Here is a 23,963-nt window from a genome sequence, read left to right on the forward strand (position 1 = left end):
AGATATCCATTATCATGCAGAGAAAATTACCATTTTTGCGACAAACGCCTTAAGGAAGAAATATGAGTCAACATGATCCATCATCCAATTCTATAAAAAAGGTCAATATCAATCATGAAGCTCAAGTCATTATTGATGATATTGATACGGCACACAAAGAATTGGATATTTTACAAAAAGAAATTGACAAAGTTATTTTTGGGCAAAATCAGGTAATCGAATATGCTTTAATCGCTATTTTTGCTGGTGGTCACGCCCTTCTTGTCGGTGCTCCAGGACTTGCAAAAACACGTCTTGTTGAAACATTGGGAACAGTCTTAGGGCTTGATGAAAAACGCATCCAATTCACTCCTGACTTAATGCCATCGGATATTATTGGTTCTGAAATTATGGATTCCGATAAAGACGGTAAACGTTCTTTTCGATACATTCAAGGTCCTATTTTTACGCAACTTCTCATGGCCGATGAAATCAATCGTGCTTCCCCACGGACACAGTCAGCCCTTTTACAAGCTATGCAAGAATATCATGTTACTGTTGCAGGTAACCGTTATGATTTGCCACAACCTTTTCATGTTCTTGCAACGCAAAATCCTCTCGAACAAGAAGGGACCTATCCACTTCCTGAAGCACAACTGGATCGCTTTTTGATGCAAATCGATATTGACTATCCTGACCTCACAACAGAGCGACGGATTATTTTAGAAACAACAAAAGAAAAAAAATCAAATGCAAAACCAATTTTATCCGGCAAAAAATTGCAAAAAATTCAAAATATCGTTCGCAAAATGCCTCTTTCAGAAAGTGTGATCGAAGCTATTTTAAAAATTGTCCGCTCATCTCGCCCTCATAAAGACAATAGCCTTGCTAATACTTATGTTTCTTGGGGACCTGGTCCACGGGCATCACAAGCCCTTTCACTTTGTGTTCGCGCCCGTGCTCTTTATTATGGACGCTTAGCCCCTTCACTTGATGATGTTGAAGCATTGGCCTATCCTGTATTACAACACCGCATGGCTCTTAATTTTTCTGCCCGTGCTGAAGATATAACCGTAAAAGATATTATTAATAACCTTGTGAAAGATGCTCTTTGAATGGCTCTTGGCAAAAAAGTTTTACAAAAGCCTCCATTGTCGCTGGCAAATGAACTGCATAAGGATACTGGCAAAATGCCATATTTCCTTTTACAAGCGCGTCATATCGCTAATACATTGATAACCGGATGGCATAGACAACGTAAAAGCGGTAATGGGGAAAACTTTTGGCAATTTCGTCCCTATATGGAAGGAGAATCCATTAGCCGCATTGACTGGCGTCGCTCAGCGCGTGATGAAAATACATATCTCCGTGAACATGAATGGCAAATGACACAAACCGTTTGGCTTTGTCCTGATCAGAGCGCATCAATGCATTACTGTTCGCGCTTTTCTAAAATCTCTAAAGGTAATCATGCCATTATTCTTACCCTTACCTTGGCATCCCTTCTTGCACGCAGTGGCGAACATATTGCTATTCCTAACTTAATGTCCCCCACAATGACATCCAATGTCGTAGAACGAATAGCCTTTGCTTTAGAAAATCATTCAGATGAAAATTTATTTCCGGATTTTTCAACGATTACACGCTTTTCACATGTCATTATAATGAGTGATTTTCTCGACTATCCTGAAAAAATCATCCAACATTTAACCGTTTTAACTACAAAACAAGTGACAGCGCATTTAATTGAAATTTCTGATCCCGCAGAAGAAAGCTTTCCCTACACAGGTCACACAGAATTTTTGGATCCCGAAACGAAAGAGAAACATGTTTCCACTAAAGCAGAAGATCTTCGTAAGAGCTATTGTAAACTATATCACGCAAGGCGACAAGAATTGGTAAATTTTTGCGCACGCCAAGGATGGTCTTATCACGTTAGTACAACAGATCAACCTTTAACAGAGACCATTTTTCATCTTGCAAATACAATGAGCGACTCTCCATTGCAAAAAAGGAGGGCACTTTGAGTTTTGCTGCTCCCTTTCTGTTACTAGGGCTTTTGTTCCTACCGGTCATTTGGTGGCTGTTGCGGATAACTCCTCCATCTCCGCGTAAAGAGCTTTTTCCCCCTTTTCGCTTCTTACCCAAACCAACTCATCAACAAGAAACAGCAAAACATACACCTTGGTGGTTGCTCTTGTTGCGTTTAACCATAGCGGCACTTGTTATCATAGCTCTAGCACGCCCCACTTGGAATCAAAAACCAATAAGCTTTTCCGGATCTCAACCCCTTGCACTCATTATTGATAATGGTTGGGTTTCTGTAAAAGAATGGAAACAGCGCATCTCTATCGCTGAAATGCTCCTTGCACAGGCAGAAAAACAGCAAAAAAATATTTATCTTGTTGCAACGGCTGAAAATAATATCTCCAATATAGAGCCCCAACCAGCCAAGATTATAAAACAGCATTTAATGCATTTGCAACCGCGTCCTTGGCCTGTCAACCGTGTGCATGCCTTCAAAAAACTCAGCGAAAGAACCAAAGGAAAACCTCTTGATATTGCTTATTTAAGTGATGGATTACAAACAAATGAAGATGAGCAAGCTTTTGCTCTTCTTGAAGAATTAAAACCTAGAAACTTCTTGTGGTATTTGACTGATATTTCCGATTTAACCGGCATAACATCCATAGAAAATAATAATGGAAACATGGGCGCGCGTATTATCCGCTCAACAACACACAGTAATACTCCCGCTATACTCAGCCTTTACGATTCAAATAATCAACTTCTCGGTCAATTTACGAACAAGTTCTCTGAAGGAGAAACAACAGCACTTGTTCCTTTTAATGTACCACTTGAACTACGCAATGATATCGCTTGGATAAAAATAAACAATCAAAACCATGCTGCTGCAACCTTCTTGGTAGATAGCCATAACAGGATAAGCCGTGTTGCTCTTCTCTCACCCGATACCAATGAAATGGCACAGCCTTTACTTGCTCCATTTTATTACATTATCAAAGCCTTACAAGGTCATACACAGCTTATAACAGCCGGTGGAAGAGAACTTTCAACGGATATTGATCATTTGCTTAAACAAAATCCATCTGTTTTGATTATGGGTGACATTGTTAACATACCCCCAAAAGCAGAAAAAAAACTTTCTGATTTTGTGAATAAAGGGGGAACACTCATCCGCTTTGCAGGAGAAAAACTCAGTAGCGCAGAACATTACGATAACCTTCTTCCGATACCACTGCGCCCAGGTCAACGTTCCCTTGGAAGTATTATGTCTTGGACAAAACCACAAAAGCTTGCCCCTTTTGCAAAAAATAGCTTTTTCTTTGGTCTTCCCTTTCCAGGAGATGTTACTGTCTCGCGCCAAATCCTCGCAGAACCAACCCCAGATCTTTTTGAAAAAACGTGGCTTAGCCTTTCGGATGGAACTCCTCTTGTTACCGCAGCAAAACGTGGTAAAGGAACCCTCATTCTCATTCATGTTGCTCCTGACCCAACATGGTCTAACCTTCCTCTTTCTGGCTTTTTTGCACAAATGCTGCAAAAATTAATCACATTAGGTTCTAACGAAAACACAAACCTAACACACAGAGAAAAAAGAACAGTGATACAAAACCCTTGGCGAACTATAGCCATTGACGGACAATTACAAGTACCACCCTCTGATGTTGTTCCTTTGATCTTTGACTCTCAAAATCCACCCCATCCTTCCTACCATACTCCCCCAGGACTTTATGGTGCCAAAAACAATTTTTATGCACTCAATCTCTTAACTCATTCGTCGCACTTGATGAAACAATCATCATTGCCAACTTCTCTTAATAAAAGCCCTTTATCTTACGATACAAAAGAAAAAAATCTTATCGGTCCACTTTTAGGATTAGCCATCTTATTATTCGCCTTTGACAATTTTCTCATTTTATGGATGGGAGATATTTTTTCTTTCATGAAACGGCGTAATATGTTTCTCGTCCCCTTTATAAGTCTTATTGCCTTGTTTTCATATGATCCAACTCTTCATGCACAAACGAAAGAAAATCATCATGATAGTGTACAAGCTGCTGGCGCAACACATCTTGCCTATGTTATAACCAATAATCATGAAATTGATACAACGAGTAAAAGTGGTCTAGAAGCGTTAAGTCAATTTATCGCAGAGCGCACAATGCTTACCCTTGGCTCTGTTACAGCACTTGATCTCGATAAAGATGAACTCTCTTTTTATCCTCTTATTTACTGGCCAATTGATGTTAAGAGTCCTATACCAACCCCCAAAAGCCTTGAAAAAATAAATAACTTTATGAAACATGGGGGAACAATTTTATTTGACACGCGCGATCAGATAAAGAGCAATCTTAATCTTGAAGGAGACGCTACTCCAGAAACGCAAAGATTACGAGATATCTTAAAAAAGTTAAATATTCCATCCATTGAGCCAGCATCAACAGATCATGTTGTTGCACGTTCTTTTTATATTATGCCAGATTTTCCTGGTCTCTACCGTGGTTCACCTTTATGGGTTGAATCCTCATCAACAAACAAAAAAAATAAAAACTCTCTTGCCAACGGCGATAACGTAAGCTCCCTTCTCATCACCGCAAATAACTTTGCTGGGGCTTGGGCACTCGATGAAAAAGGGGCATGGAAATATCCCCTTGTTCCCAATGATCCAATGCAACGTCTATGGGCATTTCGTGCAGGTTTAAATATTGTCCTTTATGTGCTTACAGGAAACTATAAAGCGGATCAAGTGCATGTTCCAGCACTCTTGGAACGCTTTAAAAGAGAAAGAAGGCAATGATATCATTTTTCACTTTTCAGCCTTTTTTACCACTCTTTTGGATTCTGCTCTTAAGCGGAATATCGATTCTTTTTGTCGTTGTTGGTCTTGTTACGCTACGGCAAGGTTCTTTATTTCGTCTGATGGCATTAAGCGCCCTTATCCTTGCTTTGCTCAATCCAATGATCATAAAAGAACAGCGCGAACCACTGAAAAGCACAGTAGGCATTGTCATTGACCGCAGCAAAAGCCAATCATTTGGAACACGTACAAATGATAGTGATGAAGCGCGCAGGCAATTAGTCGAAACACTGGCGCATTATCCACAATTTGAACCACGCTTTATTGAAGCTGGGAAACTTGCTGATAATCGATATGCACCCTCAACGAATTTGTTTGAAGCTTTAACACAAGCACTATCTGATGTACCGTTCTCTCGTTATGCAGGAACCATTTTTATCACCGATGGACAAGTGCATGACATCCCTGACCTATCAGACCTTCATCATGAAGCACCTCTCAATGCCCTGATTACAGGATACTCAGATGAATTTGATCGCCAAATCAAGTTTATTTCTCCTCCACGCTTTGCCCTTGTCAACAAACCACAAACGCTCTCCATTTTGGTAGAAGATAAAGGCCCCGCCAAAAAAACAATATCAGAGAAAGCAAATATTACACTAAGCGTCAATGGACAAGACATTGGCCATTATTCTGTAACTCCTGGCGTGATTTTTCAAACTGAAATTACCCTTCCTCATGCTGAAAAAAATATTATCCAAGTTATAACTGATCCACACAAAGGTGAACTAAGCTTGGAAAACAACCGCGCCATAACAATTATTGAAGGAATCAGAGAAAATTTACGCGTTCTTCTTATTTCAGGTGCTCCTTATAATGGAGAACGGACATGGCGAGACCTTTTGAAAGGTGACTCCAATATTGATCTTGTTCACTTTACTATTTTGCGTCCCCCCACCAAAGCAGATAATACGCCCTCAAGCCAATTATCCTTAGTGGTCTTTCCCACAAGAAAACTCTTTGTTGAAGAAATTAATAACTTTGATCTCATCATCCTTGATGGCTACCAGCACTCTACTGTTCTCCCCTTAATCTATTATGATTATATCGCCCAATATGTACAAAAGGGGGGTGCATTGTTGATGGTAACAGGACCTGAATTTACCCAAAAAAACTCACTTGCGAAAACACCTTTAATAAGCATTCTACCGGCATTGCCCAATGGAACTATTATTGAAAAACCTTTTCGCCCCACATTAACCAAAGAAGGTGAGCGCCATCCTGTCACAAGGGGTCTTGCAACACTTAACCTTCCCGCTTCTCAATGGGGGCAATGGTTGCGACAAATTGCTATTCAAAACATAAATAACGGAATCGCCCTCATGAAAGGAGCGGATGAACAACCACTTTTACTTCTCTCCCATGTTGATAAAGGACGTGTGGGCATGTTGCTTTCTGATGAAAGTTGGCTTTGGGCACGAGGTTTCGAAGGCGGTGGTCCTTATGCTGCTCTTTATCGTCGTATTGCCCATTGGCTCATGAAAGAACCAGAACTTGAGGAAGAAAAATTAAGTGCGACTAGCAGCCATCATCATTTAACAATTCGCCGCCAAACTCTAAAAGACCATCCAGAACCCGCTGAAATAATCTTTCCCTCTGGAAAAAAAGAAAATATTACTCTGACCAAAGAGAAAGAAGGCCTTTTTACTGCAACTGTGACCACTGATGAGACAGGAATTTTTAACATTAAAAATGGCGGTTTAACAATACTTTCTTCTGTAGGGATGCTCGATAATCTTGAGTTGTTTGACTTGATTTCAACACAAGAAAAACTAGCCCCCATTATTAAGCACACTGGTGGCTACATCGGACGTTTACACCCTGAAGGAAAAGAAAACATTCATCTTCCTCCATTTAAGCTGATTCAATCAAAAACAAGTCCGTCCTCTTCCCCAGCACATTCAATTGTTCTGAAAGAAGCAACAGAAACCCGTTTAATCAATACCTTTTATTTTTCGATATTTTCTGGTTTTTTTGCACTGCTTGCTTGCCTTTTACTGTTGAGCAGCATGTGGTATTATGAAGGCCGTTAAAAAGTCTGAGATTTCGTATAATAGTTTTAAAATTCAGCTTATCTTTTTACGTATTTACTTGTCTTTTGTAATTAGATAACGTATTGATTTATAACTCAAAATACAGTGGAATTCTCCTTATTTCCAATATCCTCATATTAAAACAATAAAAAACATTCTCTTGCGTATTATTAGAAGGGATGCTGTATGGATAGAAACCATTGAAGAAAAGAGTGAAATACCTCTTATGAATCCTATTAAAGCAAAGCAAGGATTTTCATAAAATTGGGGGAAAATAGTATGATGTTTTTTATTTGCACCTTGTATAAGTGTAGAGATGGTAGTGTACAGTAAGCCCTATATAGTTCACAGAAGCTTTCCATTATAATATCGAGTACCATCGTGAAATTAGCTCAAACGCATTGAGAAATGTTTTTTTTACAAATATGTGAATCTACAACACAATGATATTTTATTAGGGATATTCTATTTGGAACATTCCGCTTGAGACATTCTTTTTTGCAAGCTAATTTTCATTTTACAATCTTTCTTGCCTTTAAGCACTAACTTATCTTATGTTTATTCTTTAAATCGTTTTTAATACTTTACGAGCTTTTATGTTTTATCTTGCCCATATATCGGATGTACATCTTTCCCCTCTCCCGCAACCTTCCCTTTTTGAACTTTCTGGGAAACGTCTTACCGGTTATCTGAACTGGCAAAAAAAACGTAAGAGTCAGATGGCAACAGATGTCCTAGAAACTTTAATAGATGCCTTGAACAAAACAAAACCTGATCACCTTGTGATCTCTGGTGATCTTGTAAATCTTGCTCTCGATAAAGAATTTGTACAAGCTCATCGTTGGCTACTTAACCTAGGAAAACCTCAAGATATTTCTTTGACATTTGGAAATCACGATGCCTATGTCCGCGGCGCTTTACAAAAAGCATGCACTCTCTTTAAACCTTGGATTACAGGTGACATCCCTCAAAAAAGTGCCTTTCCTTATATGCGCATTCGCAAAGATGTTGCCATCATAGCAGCTTCTTCAGCCATTGCGACATTGCCTTTTCAAGCTTCTGGCTATTTTGGTAAAATGCAAGCGCAAACTTTACCGCTCTTTTTAAAGGAAGCAGCACAGCGCAACCTTTTTCGTGTCGTCATGATTCACCACCCCCCCTTTCCAAAGGCAACGTCTTGGCATAAAAAACTACGGGATATAAAACGTTTTCTAGACATTATCAAATACCACGGTTGTGAGCTTATTCTTCACGGACATACTCATTTACCCACATTGAATTACATTGAAGGACCAATTAAAAAAATTCCTATTGTTGGTGTTCCTTCCGCATCACAAGCTTTTGGTGATAAAAAACCGCCCGCAGGCTTTAATTTATTTTCCATTGAACGCTTACAAAATCAATGGCATTGCCAATTACAACGTTATAGCATTATCAACCCCAAAAACGAGATTGCATGTACTGAAAAAATTAATCTTTAAACACCTTCATAGTTGCCCAAACAACCAAAAATAAAAACATTTTTATTTCACATCCCTTTGGAAATCATAATTCTTATTTCCCTTTTTCTCCTTAAAAGATAAAGTTTCACCTTCTCTGTCAATAGATCAATTTTTCTCAGACAGTTCCATCTGCTGCCCCACTTATGTGACTAGCTTTTTACAAACTTATCGGTTTTCTTCCTTCCCGCTCTAAAGGACGAAAATTCTACCACATCTGATTTATAAATAATTCGGATTCTTGTCTCACGGGTTCCAGCTGCTAATTGCGCATGTGATTTACTTCACAAAGCTCTACACATAAACCCTGCTTTGAATTTCATCATCCACTCCTCCAAAAGCATCTAATGCCTAAAATCCTTATATTATTACAATGATGATATTTTATAGAATAATAGAGAAGCTCATTCAGCTTCTATACCTGAAAATCAATGGCTAAAAAAGCCAAATAATAACTAAAGTATATAATTTAAATAACCCAACCTACTTGTGATTCATAAACAAATGATGTTGATTGATTTATCGTAAATAGATTTGAAATGATCCATTACTATTTCACTCGAAATTTATTATCGTACATTAAAAAATTAGGAAAATAATAGATTATATTTCGATAACAGACATAGGTAATAATGTTTTTTATGTCTCAATAAATTCCTAATTTTCTCTCTATTTTTTCCTATAAATCACTTTATAATACTCTTTATAATTATTTTATTATTGAATTATATTGCGGATGTAATTTTACGTTCTTTAGAGTTTTTTTGCGAGCTTTTTGTTATTAAATAAAATATTTTACGATACCGCAAAACAGAAAAGTTGATTGTATGAAAAATCTTTCAAATAAAATAAAATGCCATTAGCTTGCCAATTCACATGTTGGTTTAAAAAAGCATCTTTTAAAGCACCCAAACCCATTTCCCGACGGTACCTATGAATGATGTAATGTTAAGTCCATTTAGCAACACCATCTTCACGTTTATGGAAAAGCAAGCTAGTATCAAAATCTCACACTTTGCCACCCCCTAATGTAGCGACAGCCTTTAGCACTTAAAATGGTTCATAAGAAGCATTTTTATTCTTTCTTTAATGTTTTTATCTCACGACGCCCCCTCTTTTTGACGTGCAAAAGACATGGTTTTGATCGGTTCAATTAAAATGAGAAAATCTTATGACACTTGGGTCTCTCACTCAACATGACAAAAAGTAATTTATGTTTACAAATCAAAGTATTGTTCGAATAAAATAGTAGCTCTTTTGAGTAAAGGATATTTACTAGAACATATCTGAAAAATAAAAGCCTCATTCGAAAATGAGACTTTTGAAGTGTTTAATTCTGCAAAAAATTAAAATTTATAAGCTACACCCACACGAAAATCATTTGTCTTGTAGCCCATTTCAAATTTATCCTGTATGAACTTCTTTTTGCCAAAATCTGAATAACGATATTCTGCACGTACAATAATATTATCAGTCATTGCAAAATCAATACCACCTCCAAGGGTATAACCAATCATGGTCTTTTTTTCATCATGCAACCAATCAGAAAAATCAACTTCTCCATTTTTGCTATCAGCTACTGCCGCAAAAATATTCTGAAGCTGCGTATAAGCAATCCCTCCAGAAATATAAGGCATCATACGCTCAATCGCAAAACCAACTCTCACCCGTGTAGCACCAGCCCATTTTTGTTTTAAAGTATGACGTACAGCTTTAATAGGTGTTGTCGAATCCTCCTCATGCAAATCTCTTGTTAGACTTGTTTTTTCTACAAGTTTTGGTGTTTCTTCAGTTGGACTTTTTTTCGGTAGATTGACATCTTTAGAATCCTTTTTACCAAACCACATAATATCTGTATCAATACCTATAATAAAACTATTATCGATATCAATATTGGAACCTGCATAAACTCCCCCGATAAAACCAGAAAGTTTAGGTAAATTCTCCTTTCCAATTGGATTCCATATCCCTGTCTCATGTTTTAAATAACTTGCAGTTGTTTTACCTGAAAAGTTACCAATCTGTCCTCCAAGATAAAATCCTGTCCAAGACAAAGCAGGTGCTGGAATAACAGGAACAGGTTGTTCAGGAATAACGATATCCGACGCCTGTACTACAGAAATTGAAATTAAAGAAAATATAGATGTCGAGGCTAAATACTTTGTAATCATAATTGCTCCCCTAAAAGCTAATGTGATACATAAATAATGGTAAATCGTTTCACAATTTTTTGAAAAAATCTATAGCAAAAATGACACAGTTAAAAAATTAAAATTAGTTTTAAATAAAGCTTAAATATTATTTATAATTTCCAGAAGCTATTAATCTATAGTAGCTTTTATAGCTTCATATTGATCATTATTACTTGGAATTATATAAATAATTATAATGTCAATTTTTTGAAAAAATGAGATAACGCTCATAAAAAATATGATTCACTAAATTAATCACTCACCGCTTTTTGTATAAAGAATGATACCTAGAATGGAGAATTTTTTCATCACACTTGAAAAAACAGTAGAGAACTTCACTCTAACCCTCTCAAGCGTCTATGAAATGAAAGACAAAAATTAATATATAAAAATGGAATTAATAATTTTTATTTATTCTTATAGAATTATTTTAATATTTCATGATTTTTGTAAAAACTGAACAGACCAATTGCCCAGTTTCTGCAATTAATTTTTCAACACGAAGCAAATCAGGTTCCCCAACACTATTCAACAAAAGGTCACTTAATCCAGGTGGCATGTCATTGGGATCAAGAGAATCATTTAAGCAAAGCCGTATAATTTGACTCAAATTTGTATAAAGACGATAGGCATAATGTAAATCAGCAATACATGACTGATTAAGAAAACTGTTTGGTAAGTGATCTAAAATATCCGCTGTCGTCGCTCCAATTTGAAACTCAATGACATGCGTAATAAGAGAAAATTGAGCAATAAACTCCAAATCCATAATGCCACCAGACATCGTTTTTAAATCCCATTGATTTTTTGGCGGCTTTTCTTTTGCAATCAAGGCACGCATTTCACATACTTCTTTTGCAACTTCCTTCTTATCACGAGAAATAGCAATAATTGCACACACTTCATTTTCTAGCTTTTGTAAAAAATCAGGGTCTCCTGCAATGCCTCGAGCCCTTGTTAAAGCAAGATATTCCCATATCCATGCTTCTTGGCGATAATACTTTTTAAAAAATGGAAAAGAAACAGCAATAGGTCCTTTATTGCCTAATGGCCGTAACCTTAAATCAACGACATAAAGAATACCTTGGCTTGTAAGAGTGGATAAAGCAGAAACGAGGCGCTGTGCTAAACGCGTATAATATTGAGAGATATAAAGAGGCTTTTCTCCATCAGATATTTCTGCATCATCATCGTGTTCATAAAGCAAAACGAGGTCAACATCGGAATCTGCTGTTAATTCGCGACTTCCAAGCTTCCCCATACCCAATATGCCAACACGCCCTCCTTTAATACGACCATGAAGACGAGAAAATTCCTCTTGAACGGTAGCAAATGTTTTTGTAATCATAAGATCAGCAAGCGCAGTAAAAGCAAAACCCGCTCTTTCTCCTGTAATTGTACCGTTTAAAATTCGAATACCAATCAAAAAACGTTGTTCATCTGCAAAAATCCTTAAATGATCAAGAATTTCCTCATAAGAAAGAACATTTTCAAGAAAATATTCAAGCCGTTTTTCTAAGTACGTTTTGGTCGGTAATTCTGAAAGAATATTCGGATCTAACATTCCATCAAAAACATGGGACCTGCGTGCAATAATTTCTGCAAGACGTGGAGCAGCCCCCATAATAAGGACAAGCATATCCAAAAGAGAAGGATTAGACTGCAAAAGACTAAAAAGCTGAATTCCTGAAGGTAAGCCCTGTAAAAAACCATCAAAACGTAACATCGCCTCATCAGCTCGTTTTGTCCCACCAAAAGCTTTCAAAAGAGCTGGTGTTAATTCCGTTAATCTCTCGCGTGCTTCGGCTGATTGCGTTGCTTTATAACGACCAAAATGGAGCGTGCGCATAATACGACAAATATCACTTGCTCTTTCGAAGCCTAAACGGCTTAACGTTATTAATGTCTCCGGATCATCTTCTTCACCGGTAAAAACTAAATTACCAATTTCTAAACCAAGTTCTTGCTCATTCTCAAACAGTGCAGCATAATGTTTTTCAACAATCTGAAGTGTTTTTAATAAATCACGGATAAAACTGCTCCTGTCTTGATAACCCATTAAATAGGCAACACTCGTGAATTGAGCAGTATCATTTGGAAGAAGATGTGTTTGTTCATCGAAAAGCATTTGAATACGATGTTCCACATTTCGAAGAAAAGCATAACTTTTTATAAGGCTATTTCTCGTTTTCTCACTGATCCAACCAAGCGTGTGAAGTTCTGCTAACATTGCAACTGTCTGACGTCCACGTAATTGAGGAAAACGTCCACCAGCAATGAGCTGCTGTGTCTGAACAAAAAACTCAATCTCACGAATACCACCACGACCTAACTTTATATTATGCCCATAAGCTGCAATTTGACCGTAATTTTTATGCGCATGAATTTGACGTTTGATCGAATGAATATCAGCAATAGCAGCATAATCTAAATATTTCCGCCACACATAGGGAAAAAGCTCTTTGAGAAAGTTAAAACCTGCCCTCTTATCACCAGCAACTGGACGTGCTTTAATCATGGCTGCTCGTTCCCAATTTTGCCCACGCCCTTCGTAATAACGCAATGCAGTCCTTACTGGTAAGGCCAAAGGGGTTGAACCTGGATCTGGACGAAGACGAAAATCAAGACGAAAAACATATCCTTCCGCAGTGCGTTCTTGAATGATACGGATTAATCGGCGTACCATTTTAGAAAATACGTCAACACTTTCAGAAAGATTACCAATATGAGGTGATGTTTCATCAATGAAAACAATAAGATCAATATCAGAAGAATAATTAAGTTCCCCTGCTCCTAACTTTCCCATCCCTAAAATAATTAAACCACAGTCTTTTTCTGGATTCTCACGGCTTAATAAATTGATCTTACCATGATCATGCGCTTCTCTTAATAGAAAACGTAGTGCTACACTTAATGCTGCTTCGCCCAAACGTGTCAACCAAGCACATGAAACTTCGTAAGTAAAAACACCACCCAAATCAGCTAAAGCAATAAGAACATGCGCTTCTCGTTTTTTGCGCCTTAAAGCAGCCATCAATGAAGTTTCATTTATAGCTTCATCTTTATCAATAGCTGTAATATCATCTATAATTTCGCTCAGCCTTGTTTCTATATCAACATTTAATAAAGCACTAAGATATGATGGGTTGGCAATTAAAACCTCACGCAAAAAAGGAGATAAGGTCATAACCGAACTGATAAAATCAATCTGCGTTCCACTCTCTGAAATGATGGAAACAAGCGATTCTAAACCTTCTTTCCTTGCTTGTTCTTCCATGTCTTTTAACCATTGGGAACCACTTTTATCGAGAGGACATAAAGGGAGAAGCTGTGTTTTTAAAAAAGCTTGTTTCATCTCTGCTCCCTTGAAAAGCATTTTGCTTTCCTTTCTATTGCTTTATACTTTTAAAATAGTTGTTACGTATGAAAGTGAAGAAAAATATCTTTAAGGAAATAACAAAACAGCCCTAAGCCCTGGATTTGCATTTTCAAGTAACAATTCACCCCCGTGAAGCTTCATAACCGCTTTTGCTATACTTAAACCAATCCCAAACCCAGGTTGTGTGCGGCTTTCTTCAAGACGAACAAATCGTTCTGTCACTTTTTCACGTTTATCCTCTGCTATTCCTGGTCCATTATCGCTCACAACAACTAATAAATGTTCATCACGATATTCCATTGATAAGCAAACCTTCGCTTGCCTTCCACCTTTAGGCGCATATTTAATTGCATTATCTATAAGATTAAAAATTGATTGTGCAACAAGCTCACGATTCAATTTTAGCTCTTTATCAAATATATCTCCCAACTGAAGTAAAACACCTGACTCTTCAGCAAAAGGTTCGTAAAGCTCAACAGCATCCTCAATAATCAGTTTCATATTCATCATTTCAAGATGTTCAATTGCACTGCTGGCCTCAATACGTGAAATCATTAAAATCGCATTGAACGTACAAATAAGTTGATCTGATTCTGCAATAACCCTATCAAGGACCTGACGATATTCAAGCTTTGTCTTATTTCCTGAAAGCGCTTCTTCAGCGCGATTTCTAAGACGCGTTAACGGCGTTTTCAGATCATGAGCAATATTATCTGATACTTGACGTAAACCAATATTTAACTCTTCAATGCGGTCTAACATAACATTAAGATTGGTTGACAATCGATCAAACTCATCCCCTACTCCAGAAACAGGTAAACGCCCACTGAAATCACCATCCATCAAGCGCTGTGATGCAGCCGTTACATGATCAATCCTTTGTAAAGCTCTCCTGCCAACAAAAAACCATATGAGTAAAGCGCCTCCAACCATTGCAGCAAGTGCAATGATCACAGCTTTGCGAATAACAACAGCAAAACGTTCTGGCTCATCCAAATCACGTCCTATAAGAATCTTCATAGCATTAGGTAAATCAACAATAACCGCCAAAGCGCGATGTTCACTTGTTTTGCCATGTTCTCCAAAACGGGAATACAAAAAAGAGGTAGAAATAAAACCACTCTGATTCAAAAGACCTAATTCAATACGTGCTACATTTCCTGCTAAAATACGCCCCATAGAATCTGTAACAAGATAAAGAAATGCTCCTGGTTGTCTTGAACGATAATCAATAGTGCGCATTAATAAGGATAATCCCCCATAATTATAAGCATTTTCAATATACTTTAATTCTTCATGTAAAGCCTGTTCAGTTTGCTCTGTTAACAATGAAGCAGAAAATGCCGTCATATAAATAGAAAGTCCTGTTGCCACCAATCCAAACAATAAAATGTAAAGTGCTGAAAGCCTTAGCGCCGTCGTGCGCATTATATTAATCAAACGATTCATGCTTTGTTATCTGGTACTTTCAGCATATATCCAGCTCCACGCACTGTATGGAGAAGGGGAACATCAAAATCTTTTTCAATTTTGGCTCTCAAACGAGAGATATGGACATCAATGACATTCGTTTGTGGATCAAAATGGTAATTCCAAACGTTTTCCAAAAGCATAGTGCGTGTAACAACCTGCCCCGCATAACGCATCAAATATTCAAGTAAACGAAACTCTCGTGGTTGCAATAGAATGTTTCTATCACCTCGTTTTACCGTATGTGCTAACCGATCAAGCTCAAGATTACCTACACAGTAAACAGTTTCTGCTTCTTTAGGATTTTTCCGCCGTTGTAAAACTTCAACACGCGCAAGAAGTTCAGAAAAAGCATAAGGCTTTGTCAAATAATCATCTCCCCCTGCACGCAGCCCCGTTACACGATCATTAACTTGCCCTAAAGCAGACAGAATAAGAACCGGTGTTTCATTGCCTTTAGCGCGCAATTCAGCAATAATAGAAAGACCATCACGATGCAAAAGCATTCGGTCAACAACCATAACGTCATAATTTTCCGTGGTTGCTAAAGCGTATCCCGTATCTCCATCATAAGCAACATCAACAGAATGCCCTACTTCCAAAAATGCTTTTTCGAGATAATGCCCCGTCTCATGATCATCTTCAATAACGAGTATCTTCATAAAACGTATCTCCATTATTTTATTATGTTGTAGGACAAATGTTTAATAAATATTTGTCCTACAACTAAAGCTTTATTTTTTGAAAATTGGAAGAGCAACAAAACGATTTTGATCATTTGTTCGCACTTGTAAGAGTATAGCCTTTCGTCCTAACTGCTGAGCATTTTTGATTGTGTTAATAATATCAGAGACTCGTTTAACTGGTTTATTATTTACTGTCACAATGATATCACCAGGGCGTATCCCTTTATCTGCAGCATCTGAATCGGTATCGACATCCGTTACGACAACCCCTACACCATCATCAGAAGGCATAACAATCAAACCATAATCTTCCAATGTTTCATCTAAATCACTCTGTCCATTTGAATATTTTGAAGTCTCTTTCTTACTTTCATCTTCAGACATTGAAGCGAGTTTAACCTTTATACTCTCCTCCTTACCTGATCTCCAAATCCCTATGGTTACCATTTCTCCTGGTTTAATATTTGCAATACGTTTCGCCAGCTCACGCGCATCAGCAACTTTTTCATTATTCACTGAAATAATTACATCACCCGCTTTAATACCAGCCTTTTCTGCCGGTCCTTTTAACGGATCAGTAACCAAAGCACCTTTGGCTTCTTTCAATCCTATTGAATCGGAAATCTCCTTTGTTACCGGCTGAATCTGAACACCTAACCAACCACGTTGAACTGAACCTTTTTCAATAAGTTGTTGTACAACCTGTTTTACAGTCGCTGCTGGAATAGCAAAAGCAATCCCAACATTTCCTCCAGAAGGAGAAAAAATTGCTGTATTAACCCCAACAACCTTTCCATTAAGATCAAACGTTGGACCACCAGAGTTTCCTCTATTAACAGCAGCATCAATCTGAATAAAATCATCGTACACACCAGTGCCAATATCACGTCCACGTGCAGAAACAATACCTGCTGTCACAGTTCCACCAAGACCAAATGGATTCCCAATGGCAACAACCCAATCCCCAACACGAAGCTTTGAATCATCACCAAAATCAACATAAGAAAATTTTCTTTTATCATTCACTTTTAATACGGCAAGGTCGGTTTTGGGGTCTTTCCCAATGAGCTTTGCGTTCAATTCTGTACCATCATCAAGAACAACAGTATAACTTGTTCCGTCAGAAATCACATGATCATTGGTCACAATGTAACCATCAGACGAAATAAAAAAACCCGATCCAAAAGCAACAGGACGGAGTCTCTGCGATTGGTGCGGAAATTTATTTTTAGGTTTATCAAAATCATAAAACTCTTTAAAAAATCTTTTTAAAGGATGCTGATCTGGTAATTGATCAAGTCCTGGACCACTAAAAAAGTTGCTAAAGAACCTATCTTCTTTCTTTTTATTGCTCTTTACTTGTACTGCTACAACGGCTGGTTTCACTTGAGCAACAATATCGGCAAATCCCTGTTGTTGCATTAACGAAGTAAATACAGAACTTGCATGAGCCTTTGTCATCCACAAGCTTGATGTACATCCACTAAAAAACAGTGCACTTTCCAATATCGCAGAAAAACTCACTGCGACAAATGTTTTAAAGAAAGCCTTTTTAACCATTTATTCTATGCTCCTATTCAATCATACCTTTATTTCAATTCCGATCACTTATAAAATACCAGACCTTACCGTTTTCTGTCTAAATTATTAAAGTTTTGTAAGGTTTCAGTATTCCCTAATATAATTACAATAAGATTGTCTGCTCATTGCAGATGATCTGATTTTTTTCTTTTATGTAACATTTTTTTTAATGCAATGACATTTTTGACTGTTCTTTTTCATTCACATAACTCATGATTATTTCGTTTGAAGTGGAAAAATATGATACTTACGCCAATGATAATAATGATCAAAGGCGAGAACCATAAAAACCAAGTTATCTTATTCAATGGTGGTTTCAAGAGAATAAATTCACCATATCGCTCAACAAGAAAGTCAGTGACTTGCTGATTACTATAGCCCATTTTTAGCCTTTCCCGAATTAAAAGCCGTAAATCACGTGCTAAAGCAGAATCTGAATCATCAATTGATTGATTTTGACAAACAGGACAACGTAAATGCGATGAAATATGGCGTGCTCGCGCTTCAAGAATCTTATTCTTTAAAATCTCATCCGGCTCTACTGCTATTGCTAATCGAAAAGGAAACGTTGCAATTAAAAAAAAATACAATCCAAAGAATTTTTTTCATCTCAATGTCTTTTCCAAAAATTTAAAGCAAGCACTACCCTATTGTACATGCCAATGCGAAACCAATACCCCAAAAGAGAAAGACATCCCCCCATAGCCATCATGAATGCCCCTAACCAAATACATATTACATAAGGCTTCCACCATACGTGCACAACGAGACCCCGATTATCAATATGTCCCGGTACAATATATAGCTGTGATAAGCCATGATTTTTAAGACCAACTTCTGTTATTGATGTATTTTGGCTTGAATAAAATCGCTTTGAGGCTGTTACATGACCTACAATGTTTTTATTTTCATATATTTTAAAATAAAACTCCATTGTCGAATAATTCGAACCAACACCATCATACACTGCATCAAAATGAAGCGTTTTATCCGCTATCGTCACCCTATCCCCTTCGTTCATGATTAAAATACGTTCTTGCCCAAAACTTGCTACGCAAACAATACCAAATAATGTAACGCCTAATCCCATATGTGCTATTGCTGCACCAAAAGTAGACCATGGCAATCCAAGAAATCTCTTAACGCGTACTGAAAAAGCTCTCTTGCCATATCCACTCTTTCCCCATAGATCCGCTAAACTGCCTAAAAAAACAAACGCTGAAAGCCCAATCCCTAAAACTGCAAAAATATCACGCACAGATGTCGCATAGAATATTATAAAACAGACGATACCAACCAATACAAAAACAAACCACAAGCGTTCAAAAACTGCAAGAAAATCACCGCGTTTCCATGCCATCATTGTCCCAAATGGAACAAACAACAACAGCAAAACCATTAGCGGTCCACAGGTAAGATTAAAAAAAGCAGCCCCTACAGAAATTTTTTGCCCTGTTAATATCTCAATAAAATAAGGATAAAGCGTACCAATCAATACTGTTGCTGTTATTGTTGTCAGTAACAAGTTATTTAAAACAATAAACCCTTCACGTGAAATTGGTTGAAAAAATCTTTCTGTTTTTAAAATAGGGGTACGCAAAGCAAAAAGAAGAAAAGCAGCTCCCGTAAAAAAATAAAAGAGCAAGAATTGCTTGCCCGCGTGCTGGATCAACAGCAAAACTATGAACAGAAACTAAAAGCCCAGAACGCACAAGAAAAGTTCCCATCAGAGAAAGGGAAAAAGTAAGCAGCGCTAAAAACAGAGTCCAACTTTTCAATATTTCTCGTTTTTCGAGAACAAGAGCAGAATGTAAAAGAGCCGTTCCTGAAAGCCACGGCATAAACGAAACATTTTCAACAGGATCCCAAAACCAATACCCCCCCCATCCTAGCTCATAATAAGCCCAATAAGAGCCAACCATAATACCCAATGTCAAAAAACACCAAGCAAGTAAAAGCCACGGACGAATCCCACGCGCCCAAATTCTATCAACCTGTCCCATAATCAATGCCGCAACGGCAAAAGAAAAACAAAGTGAAAAACCGACATAACCTAAATAAAGTAGCGGTGGATGAATTGCTAATGCGATATCTTGTAAAAGAGGATTGAGACCATTTCCCTGCAATGCTGGTGGATTTACGCGTAAAAATGGATTGGATACAAAAAGAATAAATAAAAGAAAAGCAGTTGTAATCCAACTTTGGCAAATTAAAACAAGCGTCTTAAAATCTTCTGGCAAATGTTGGCTAAAAAAAGCCATCAATGCGCTAAAAAAAGCAAGACTTAAAACCCATAACAACATAGAGCCTTCGTGGTTGCCCCAAACACCTGTAATTTTATAGAGCATCGGTTTTTCTGAATGAGAATTCTCAACAACGTTCAAAACAGAAAAATCAGATACGACATAAGCATAAATTATCACTAAAAAAGATAAAAGCAGTAATGTAAAAGTGATATATGTTAGAGGAACAACTGTTTGCATTAACAAACGCTCTCTCCACCAAAAACCTAAAGCAGGTAAAAATGCCCCTAATAAGCTTACTGAAAATGCTGCAGCTAAAAAAATATGACCCAGTTCGACAAGCACAATCGAATTATTTCTCCATAATGTAATGTTTTTTCAAACGATCAGCTGTTTCTTTAGGCATATAAGTTTCATCATGTTTTGCTAAAATACGCATCCCTATAAAAAAGCCCTGTTTATCGAAATGCCCTTCTACGATCACCCCCTGACCTTCACGAAAAAGATCCGGTAAGGCACCATTGAAAACTACTTTTTCATGTTTTTTGTTATCCGTTACAAAAAAAACAACGCCTCTCTCTCCAACATATTGAACAGTTCCCTTTTCAACAAAGCCACCCAAACGCAAAGGGCGCTCCGTTAAAATATCTTCTCTTGTAATTTCAGAGGGCATTCTAAAAAAACTGACCGCATGACGCATTGCATACACTATGAGACTTGCTGCAATTGTCATAACCAAACAACATAATAATATGATCAGTAAGCGCTTATTTTTTCGCTGCTCTAAAATAACCTTCCATGAGGCAGAATTCTTTAAAGATTGACTGTTCATAGACACTCTGCGAAAAAATTTTAAATACGTTATAATTAAGTATCAATATTTTATTTTTTAAGAGCTTTGCACATCTTCTACATAGGTGCAAGATTTCTTTTCTTTGTATGCTTACTCGATAAATCACGTAACTGAATCATCATTTTTTTAACACGTGATTGTCCTGAAAAATTTTCAGGCATTGTATCAAGAAAGCTTTGTAAAAATTGCACTGCCTGTGCAGTTTTTCCTGCTTGATGCAATGCATCGGCTAACAATAAACGTGGATAAAAATCTGTTGGCGCTAAATCTGCTGCTTTTTGAAAAGCATTTTGCGCTTCTTGCGTTATCACTCCCCCTTCATAACCAACCAATGCTAAACCGTATCCTACAAGCCTTGGAGCTGTTTCTCCATTCAAACGAAGTGCATCTAAATAAGTATTCACTGCTTCTTGAAAAAGGCTTTCTTCGAGATACCCTACCGCTAACGCATCTGCTAGCTTGCCATCATGAGGTGCACGGAAAAAAAGCACTTGTAAACGAATAAGCTTTTCTTGCTTACTAAGAGTTTGAGGATCCTTATCCATTAATTCGCTAAAAAAATAACTTTTCACTTCTGGATTGCCTGTCAGCCCATAAATATTCCATGTCATAAGGAGAACAAACAAGATACTTAAAGCCTTAAGAATATTTCTTTTTTTATAATGCATATAAAGCTTGTTAAACTCAATCATACGCTTATGGCTTCTATAACCATCCACGGTTTGAACTTTCCATTCTTTTTTTATCTCATCATCAAAACGTAGTGAAAGAAAAAGAACACTTGCCAGAAAAATCAGAAAAAATGCTGCAAAAATCAATAAGAGCATATCGTTTTTTTCCAATACGAACAGAGAATAACTCGCTTACATTTTATCCTCTTCATGAGAAAAGTGATGTGAATTAATAAAAATTCATTTTTTCATGGAGAATATTATAAAATCTATTATATATATATCAATTAAACAAAGAAACTAAAAACAATGTTTCCCTACTCTTTGATGTATTATCTGAAAATACTGCTTTACAAACTTTATAGACATTTCTTGCTTAAGGAGAAAATATGTTATTCTCCCATCTTAGGTAATAAAACTTTTGCATATAACCCACCCAAATCAGAACGGGATAAAAAGAGATTCCCACCATATTCACTGACCATATCTGAAACAATTGCTAACCCTAAGCCTGACCCTAGTTTACTTTCATTAAACCGCCGCCCCCTTTTTAATGCTTCATCAATTTTGTCTTCTGTTAAACCAGGACCATCATCTTCTACAAAGATACTAAAATATTCTGTTTCTTCAGCATTTTCTTCTAAACAACAAGAGATCAAAACCTTTGCGCGAGACCACTGAGTAGCATTTTCAATCAAATTCCCTATAATTTCTTCTAAATCTTCCTTCTCTCCAGAAAAAACAATATCATCAACATCCATAATAAATTGAATTTGTTTTTCAGGATTAAGCTTTTTCATAACCCGCACCAAGCGTTCAAGCACACTGCGAACAGACGTATGATAGACAACACTATCGCATTGTGCTGCAATCCGCGCACGCTGAAGATAATGATTGATTTGAGCTTGCATTATTTGCGTTTGCTCTCTCAACAAACTAGCCTTTTCTCCGCGCATCTTATCTGTCTCATTCATAATCACGGATAGAGGCGTCTTCAATGAATGCGCGAGATTACCAACCTGTGTGCGAAATCGCTCGATAATACGCTGATTATTATTAATGAGAGCATTCATCTCTTGTACAAGCGGCATCACTTCGCTTACTAAATCCGTATTCACATAATGAACTCTTCCTTCGCGAATATCATTCAATGCATATCGAATAAGCTTCAACGGTTGAAAACTAAAGAAAATAATAGCAATATTAATAAGAACGCTCCCGATACCGAAACTCCAAAGAAAAATTTGCAAAGTTCGCTTAAATTCCTTTACCTGGGCATGAGCTTCATCGATATTCCCAACAAGCCGAAAACGTGCAATATGATTTTTATTATCAAGAACAACATCACTCTCAATCACTTGTAGCTTTTGACCATTGTTCCCCGTTATCCGATAAGAGCGAAAGAATTTATTGTCAAAAGGTATATCAACATCACTTGGTGTAAATATCTCGCCTGTTCCCAATGAGGGAGATGTCAATCTTCCTTTTAAATTATGGGATATCGCAACAACTTCCCAATACCATCCTGTTGTTGGATCAGAATAACGAATATCATCAATCCCAGCCCCTCCTATCAAAGTACCTTCCGATGACACCGTCACTGTTGCAATAAGACTGTAGAGTTGAGCAGAAAGGATACGCTCTAGGCTTTGTTCAGTCGAACGCTTATAAAATAAAATACTTACTGCAGAAATCGATAAAAGAGAAATAACAACCCATAATGTTGATAAGATCATAACACGTAAACTGAGAGATCGAGTAATTACAAAAAAGAACCTCCTATACCAATTATTCTCTTCAAAAACATTCATTAATCACCTCGCGTTCTCACGCGATATCCCATTCCTCGAATAGTTTCAATCAAATTCACTCCAAGCTTTTTCCGTAACCGACCTACAAAGACTTCCACCGTATTCGAATCCTTATCAAAATCCTGATCATAAAGATGTTCAGTAAGCTCTGTTCTTGAAATGACCCTGTCACAATGATGCATGAGATACGAAAGCAGTCTGAATTCATAAGATGTTAGTTTAATCAATTGACCATCCACAAAAACACGAGACGTCTTTGTATCCAACAAAACATTTCCGCAACATAATGCACTTGTCGCATGTCCCGTAGTGCGACGAATTAATGCTCGCAAGCGCGCCATCACCTCCTCCAAATGAAATGGCTTCACAACATAATCGTCAGCTCCAGCATCAATACCGCGCACCTTATCAGACCAACGGTCTCGCGCCGTTAGCATTAAAACAGGCATGGAGAGCCCTTCTTGACGCCACTTTTCAACAACACTAATACCATCAATCTGCGGTAAACCTATATCAAGTATCACCGCGTCGTAAGACTCTGTGCTCCCTAAAAAATAAGCCTCTTCACCATCGAAAGCACTATCGGAAACATATCCTGCACGTCTTACAGCTTCTGCTAATTGATGGTGAAGATTCCGATCATCTTCAACGATTAAGATACGCATCACAACACCATCTGCTAAA

Annotated in this window: 15 protein-coding genes and 1 pseudogene; 5 read left to right on the forward strand and 11 right to left on the reverse strand. The window is 37.3% G+C overall.

Annotated features, from left to right (window positions below; all coding sequences use genetic code 11):
* Window positions 1-62: 62 nt before the first annotated feature.
* The 5 genes from ACFIMM_RS06075 to ACFIMM_RS06095 all read left to right on the forward strand — a co-directional run bounded on the left by ACFIMM_RS06075 (window position 63) and on the right by ACFIMM_RS06095 (window position 8,375).
* A complete protein-coding gene (locus ACFIMM_RS06075; RefSeq protein WP_375612988.1) occupies window positions 63-1,094 on the forward strand; it encodes an AAA family ATPase in 1,032 nt (343 codons plus the stop codon).
* Entirely contained in the window at window positions 1,095-2,006 is a 912-nt protein-coding gene (locus tag ACFIMM_RS06080) for a DUF58 domain-containing protein (RefSeq protein ID WP_375638069.1), read from the forward strand.
* Window positions 2,003-4,801: a DUF4159 domain-containing protein gene (locus ACFIMM_RS06085; protein WP_375638068.1), complete on the forward strand. Its 2,799-nt coding sequence runs from the start codon at window positions 2,003-2,005 to the stop codon at window positions 4,799-4,801. The genes ACFIMM_RS06080 and ACFIMM_RS06085 overlap by 4 nt, the downstream gene beginning before the upstream one ends.
* Window positions 4,798-6,894 carry a glutamine amidotransferase gene (locus ACFIMM_RS06090; RefSeq protein ID WP_375675053.1) on the forward strand — a complete coding sequence of 699 codons (2,097 nt, stop codon included), beginning with the start codon at window positions 4,798-4,800 and terminating at the stop codon, window positions 6,892-6,894. Before ACFIMM_RS06085 ends, ACFIMM_RS06090 begins: the two co-directional genes overlap by 4 nt.
* A gap of 596 nt (window positions 6,895-7,490) precedes the next feature.
* Window positions 7,491-8,375 (forward strand): metallophosphoesterase family protein, encoded by an 885-nt coding sequence (locus ACFIMM_RS06095; RefSeq protein ID WP_375612992.1) that lies wholly within the window; start codon window positions 7,491-7,493, stop codon window positions 8,373-8,375.
* A 1,364-nt stretch (window positions 8,376-9,739) separates the two neighbouring features.
* Here the strand turns inward: ACFIMM_RS06095 and ACFIMM_RS06100 are convergent.
* The 11 genes and pseudogenes from ACFIMM_RS06100 to ACFIMM_RS06150 form a co-directional block, all read right to left on the reverse strand.
* The gene (locus tag ACFIMM_RS06100) at window positions 9,740-10,564 is read right to left on the reverse strand and encodes an outer membrane protein (RefSeq protein ID WP_375612993.1); all 825 of its coding nucleotides are present in this window, start codon (window positions 10,562-10,564) and stop codon (window positions 9,740-9,742) included.
* A 451-nt stretch (window positions 10,565-11,015) separates the two neighbouring features.
* Window positions 11,016-13,940, reverse strand: a complete 2,925-nt coding sequence (locus ACFIMM_RS06105) for a bifunctional [glutamine synthetase] adenylyltransferase/[glutamine synthetase]-adenylyl-L-tyrosine phosphorylase (protein ID WP_375649373.1) — start codon at window positions 13,938-13,940, stop codon at window positions 11,016-11,018.
* Window positions 13,941-14,030: 90 nt separating this feature from the next.
* Window positions 14,031-15,413 (reverse strand): ATP-binding protein, encoded by a 1,383-nt coding sequence (locus ACFIMM_RS06110; protein WP_375610111.1) that lies wholly within the window; start codon window positions 15,411-15,413, stop codon window positions 14,031-14,033.
* Window positions 15,410-16,096, reverse strand: coding sequence for a response regulator transcription factor (locus ACFIMM_RS06115; protein WP_273791552.1), 687 nt, complete (start codon window positions 16,094-16,096; stop codon window positions 15,410-15,412). The genes ACFIMM_RS06110 and ACFIMM_RS06115 overlap by 4 nt, the downstream gene beginning before the upstream one ends.
* Before the next feature lie 72 nt (window positions 16,097-16,168).
* Window positions 16,169-17,680 (reverse strand): Do family serine endopeptidase, encoded by a 1,512-nt coding sequence (locus ACFIMM_RS06120; protein WP_375611163.1) that lies wholly within the window; start codon window positions 17,678-17,680, stop codon window positions 16,169-16,171.
* A gap of 218 nt (window positions 17,681-17,898) precedes the next feature.
* A complete protein-coding gene (locus ACFIMM_RS06125; RefSeq protein ID WP_375692671.1) occupies window positions 17,899-18,291 on the reverse strand; it encodes a cytochrome c-type biogenesis protein CcmH in 393 nt (130 codons plus the stop codon).
* 20 nt (window positions 18,292-18,311) lie between these two features.
* Window positions 18,312-20,289: pseudogene (locus ACFIMM_RS06130) on the reverse strand (heme lyase CcmF/NrfE family subunit).
* Window positions 20,290-20,296: 7 nt separating this feature from the next.
* Window positions 20,297-20,776 carry a cytochrome c maturation protein CcmE gene (ccmE, locus tag ACFIMM_RS06135; protein WP_375692672.1) on the reverse strand — a complete coding sequence of 160 codons (480 nt, stop codon included), beginning with the start codon at window positions 20,774-20,776 and terminating at the stop codon, window positions 20,297-20,299.
* A gap of 77 nt (window positions 20,777-20,853) precedes the next feature.
* Complete coding sequence (locus ACFIMM_RS06140; protein ID WP_375652309.1) at window positions 20,854-21,624, reverse strand: tetratricopeptide repeat protein; 771 nt, start codon at window positions 21,622-21,624, stop codon at window positions 20,854-20,856.
* Between the two features lie 236 nt (window positions 21,625-21,860).
* The gene (locus ACFIMM_RS06145; RefSeq protein WP_375668225.1) at window positions 21,861-23,279 is read right to left on the reverse strand and encodes an ATP-binding protein; all 1,419 of its coding nucleotides are present in this window, start codon (window positions 23,277-23,279) and stop codon (window positions 21,861-21,863) included.
* A complete protein-coding gene (locus ACFIMM_RS06150; RefSeq protein ID WP_375649356.1) occupies window positions 23,279-23,944 on the reverse strand; it encodes a response regulator transcription factor in 666 nt (221 codons plus the stop codon). The genes ACFIMM_RS06145 and ACFIMM_RS06150 overlap by 1 nt, the downstream gene beginning before the upstream one ends.
* Window positions 23,945-23,963: the final 19 nt, after the last annotated feature.

Origin of the sequence: Bartonella sp. AP258QHHD (assembly GCF_042196145.1) — a bacterium.
Classification (GTDB): Bacteria; Pseudomonadota; Alphaproteobacteria; order Rhizobiales; family Rhizobiaceae; genus Bartonella.

What these genes read in the sequence shown, in the direction of transcription:
- ACFIMM_RS06120 (WP_375611163.1), bottom strand. Translation starts at nt 17,680, where the DNA reads ATGGTTAAAAAGGCTTTCTTTAAAACATTTGTCGCAGTGAGTTTTTCT.
- ACFIMM_RS06105 (WP_375649373.1), bottom strand. Translation starts at nt 13,940, where the DNA reads ATGAAACAAGCTTTTTTAAAAACACAGCTTCTCCCTTTATGTCCTCTC.
- ccmE (WP_375692672.1), bottom strand. Translation starts at nt 20,776, where the DNA reads ATGAACAGTCAATCTTTAAAGAATTCTGCCTCATGGAAGGTTATTTTA.
- ACFIMM_RS06075 (WP_375612988.1), top strand. Translation starts at nt 63, where the DNA reads ATGAGTCAACATGATCCATCATCCAATTCTATAAAAAAGGTCAATATC.
- ACFIMM_RS06110 (WP_375610111.1), bottom strand. Translation starts at nt 15,413, where the DNA reads ATGAATCGTTTGATTAATATAATGCGCACGACGGCGCTAAGGCTTTCA.
- ACFIMM_RS06090 (WP_375675053.1), top strand. Translation starts at nt 4,798, where the DNA reads ATGATATCATTTTTCACTTTTCAGCCTTTTTTACCACTCTTTTGGATT.
- ACFIMM_RS06150 (WP_375649356.1), bottom strand. Translation starts at nt 23,944, where the DNA reads ATGCGTATCTTAATCGTTGAAGATGATCGGAATCTTCACCATCAATTA.
- ACFIMM_RS06115 (WP_273791552.1), bottom strand. Translation starts at nt 16,096, where the DNA reads ATGAAGATACTCGTTATTGAAGATGATCATGAGACGGGGCATTATCTC.
- ACFIMM_RS06145 (WP_375668225.1), bottom strand. Translation starts at nt 23,279, where the DNA reads ATGAATGTTTTTGAAGAGAATAATTGGTATAGGAGGTTCTTTTTTGTA.
- ACFIMM_RS06100 (WP_375612993.1), bottom strand. Translation starts at nt 10,564, where the DNA reads ATGATTACAAAGTATTTAGCCTCGACATCTATATTTTCTTTAATTTCA.
- ACFIMM_RS06095 (WP_375612992.1), top strand. Translation starts at nt 7,491, where the DNA reads ATGTTTTATCTTGCCCATATATCGGATGTACATCTTTCCCCTCTCCCG.
- ACFIMM_RS06140 (WP_375652309.1), bottom strand. Translation starts at nt 21,624, where the DNA reads ATGCTCTTATTGATTTTTGCAGCATTTTTTCTGATTTTTCTGGCAAGT.
- ACFIMM_RS06080 (WP_375638069.1), top strand. Translation starts at nt 1,095, where the DNA reads ATGGCTCTTGGCAAAAAAGTTTTACAAAAGCCTCCATTGTCGCTGGCA.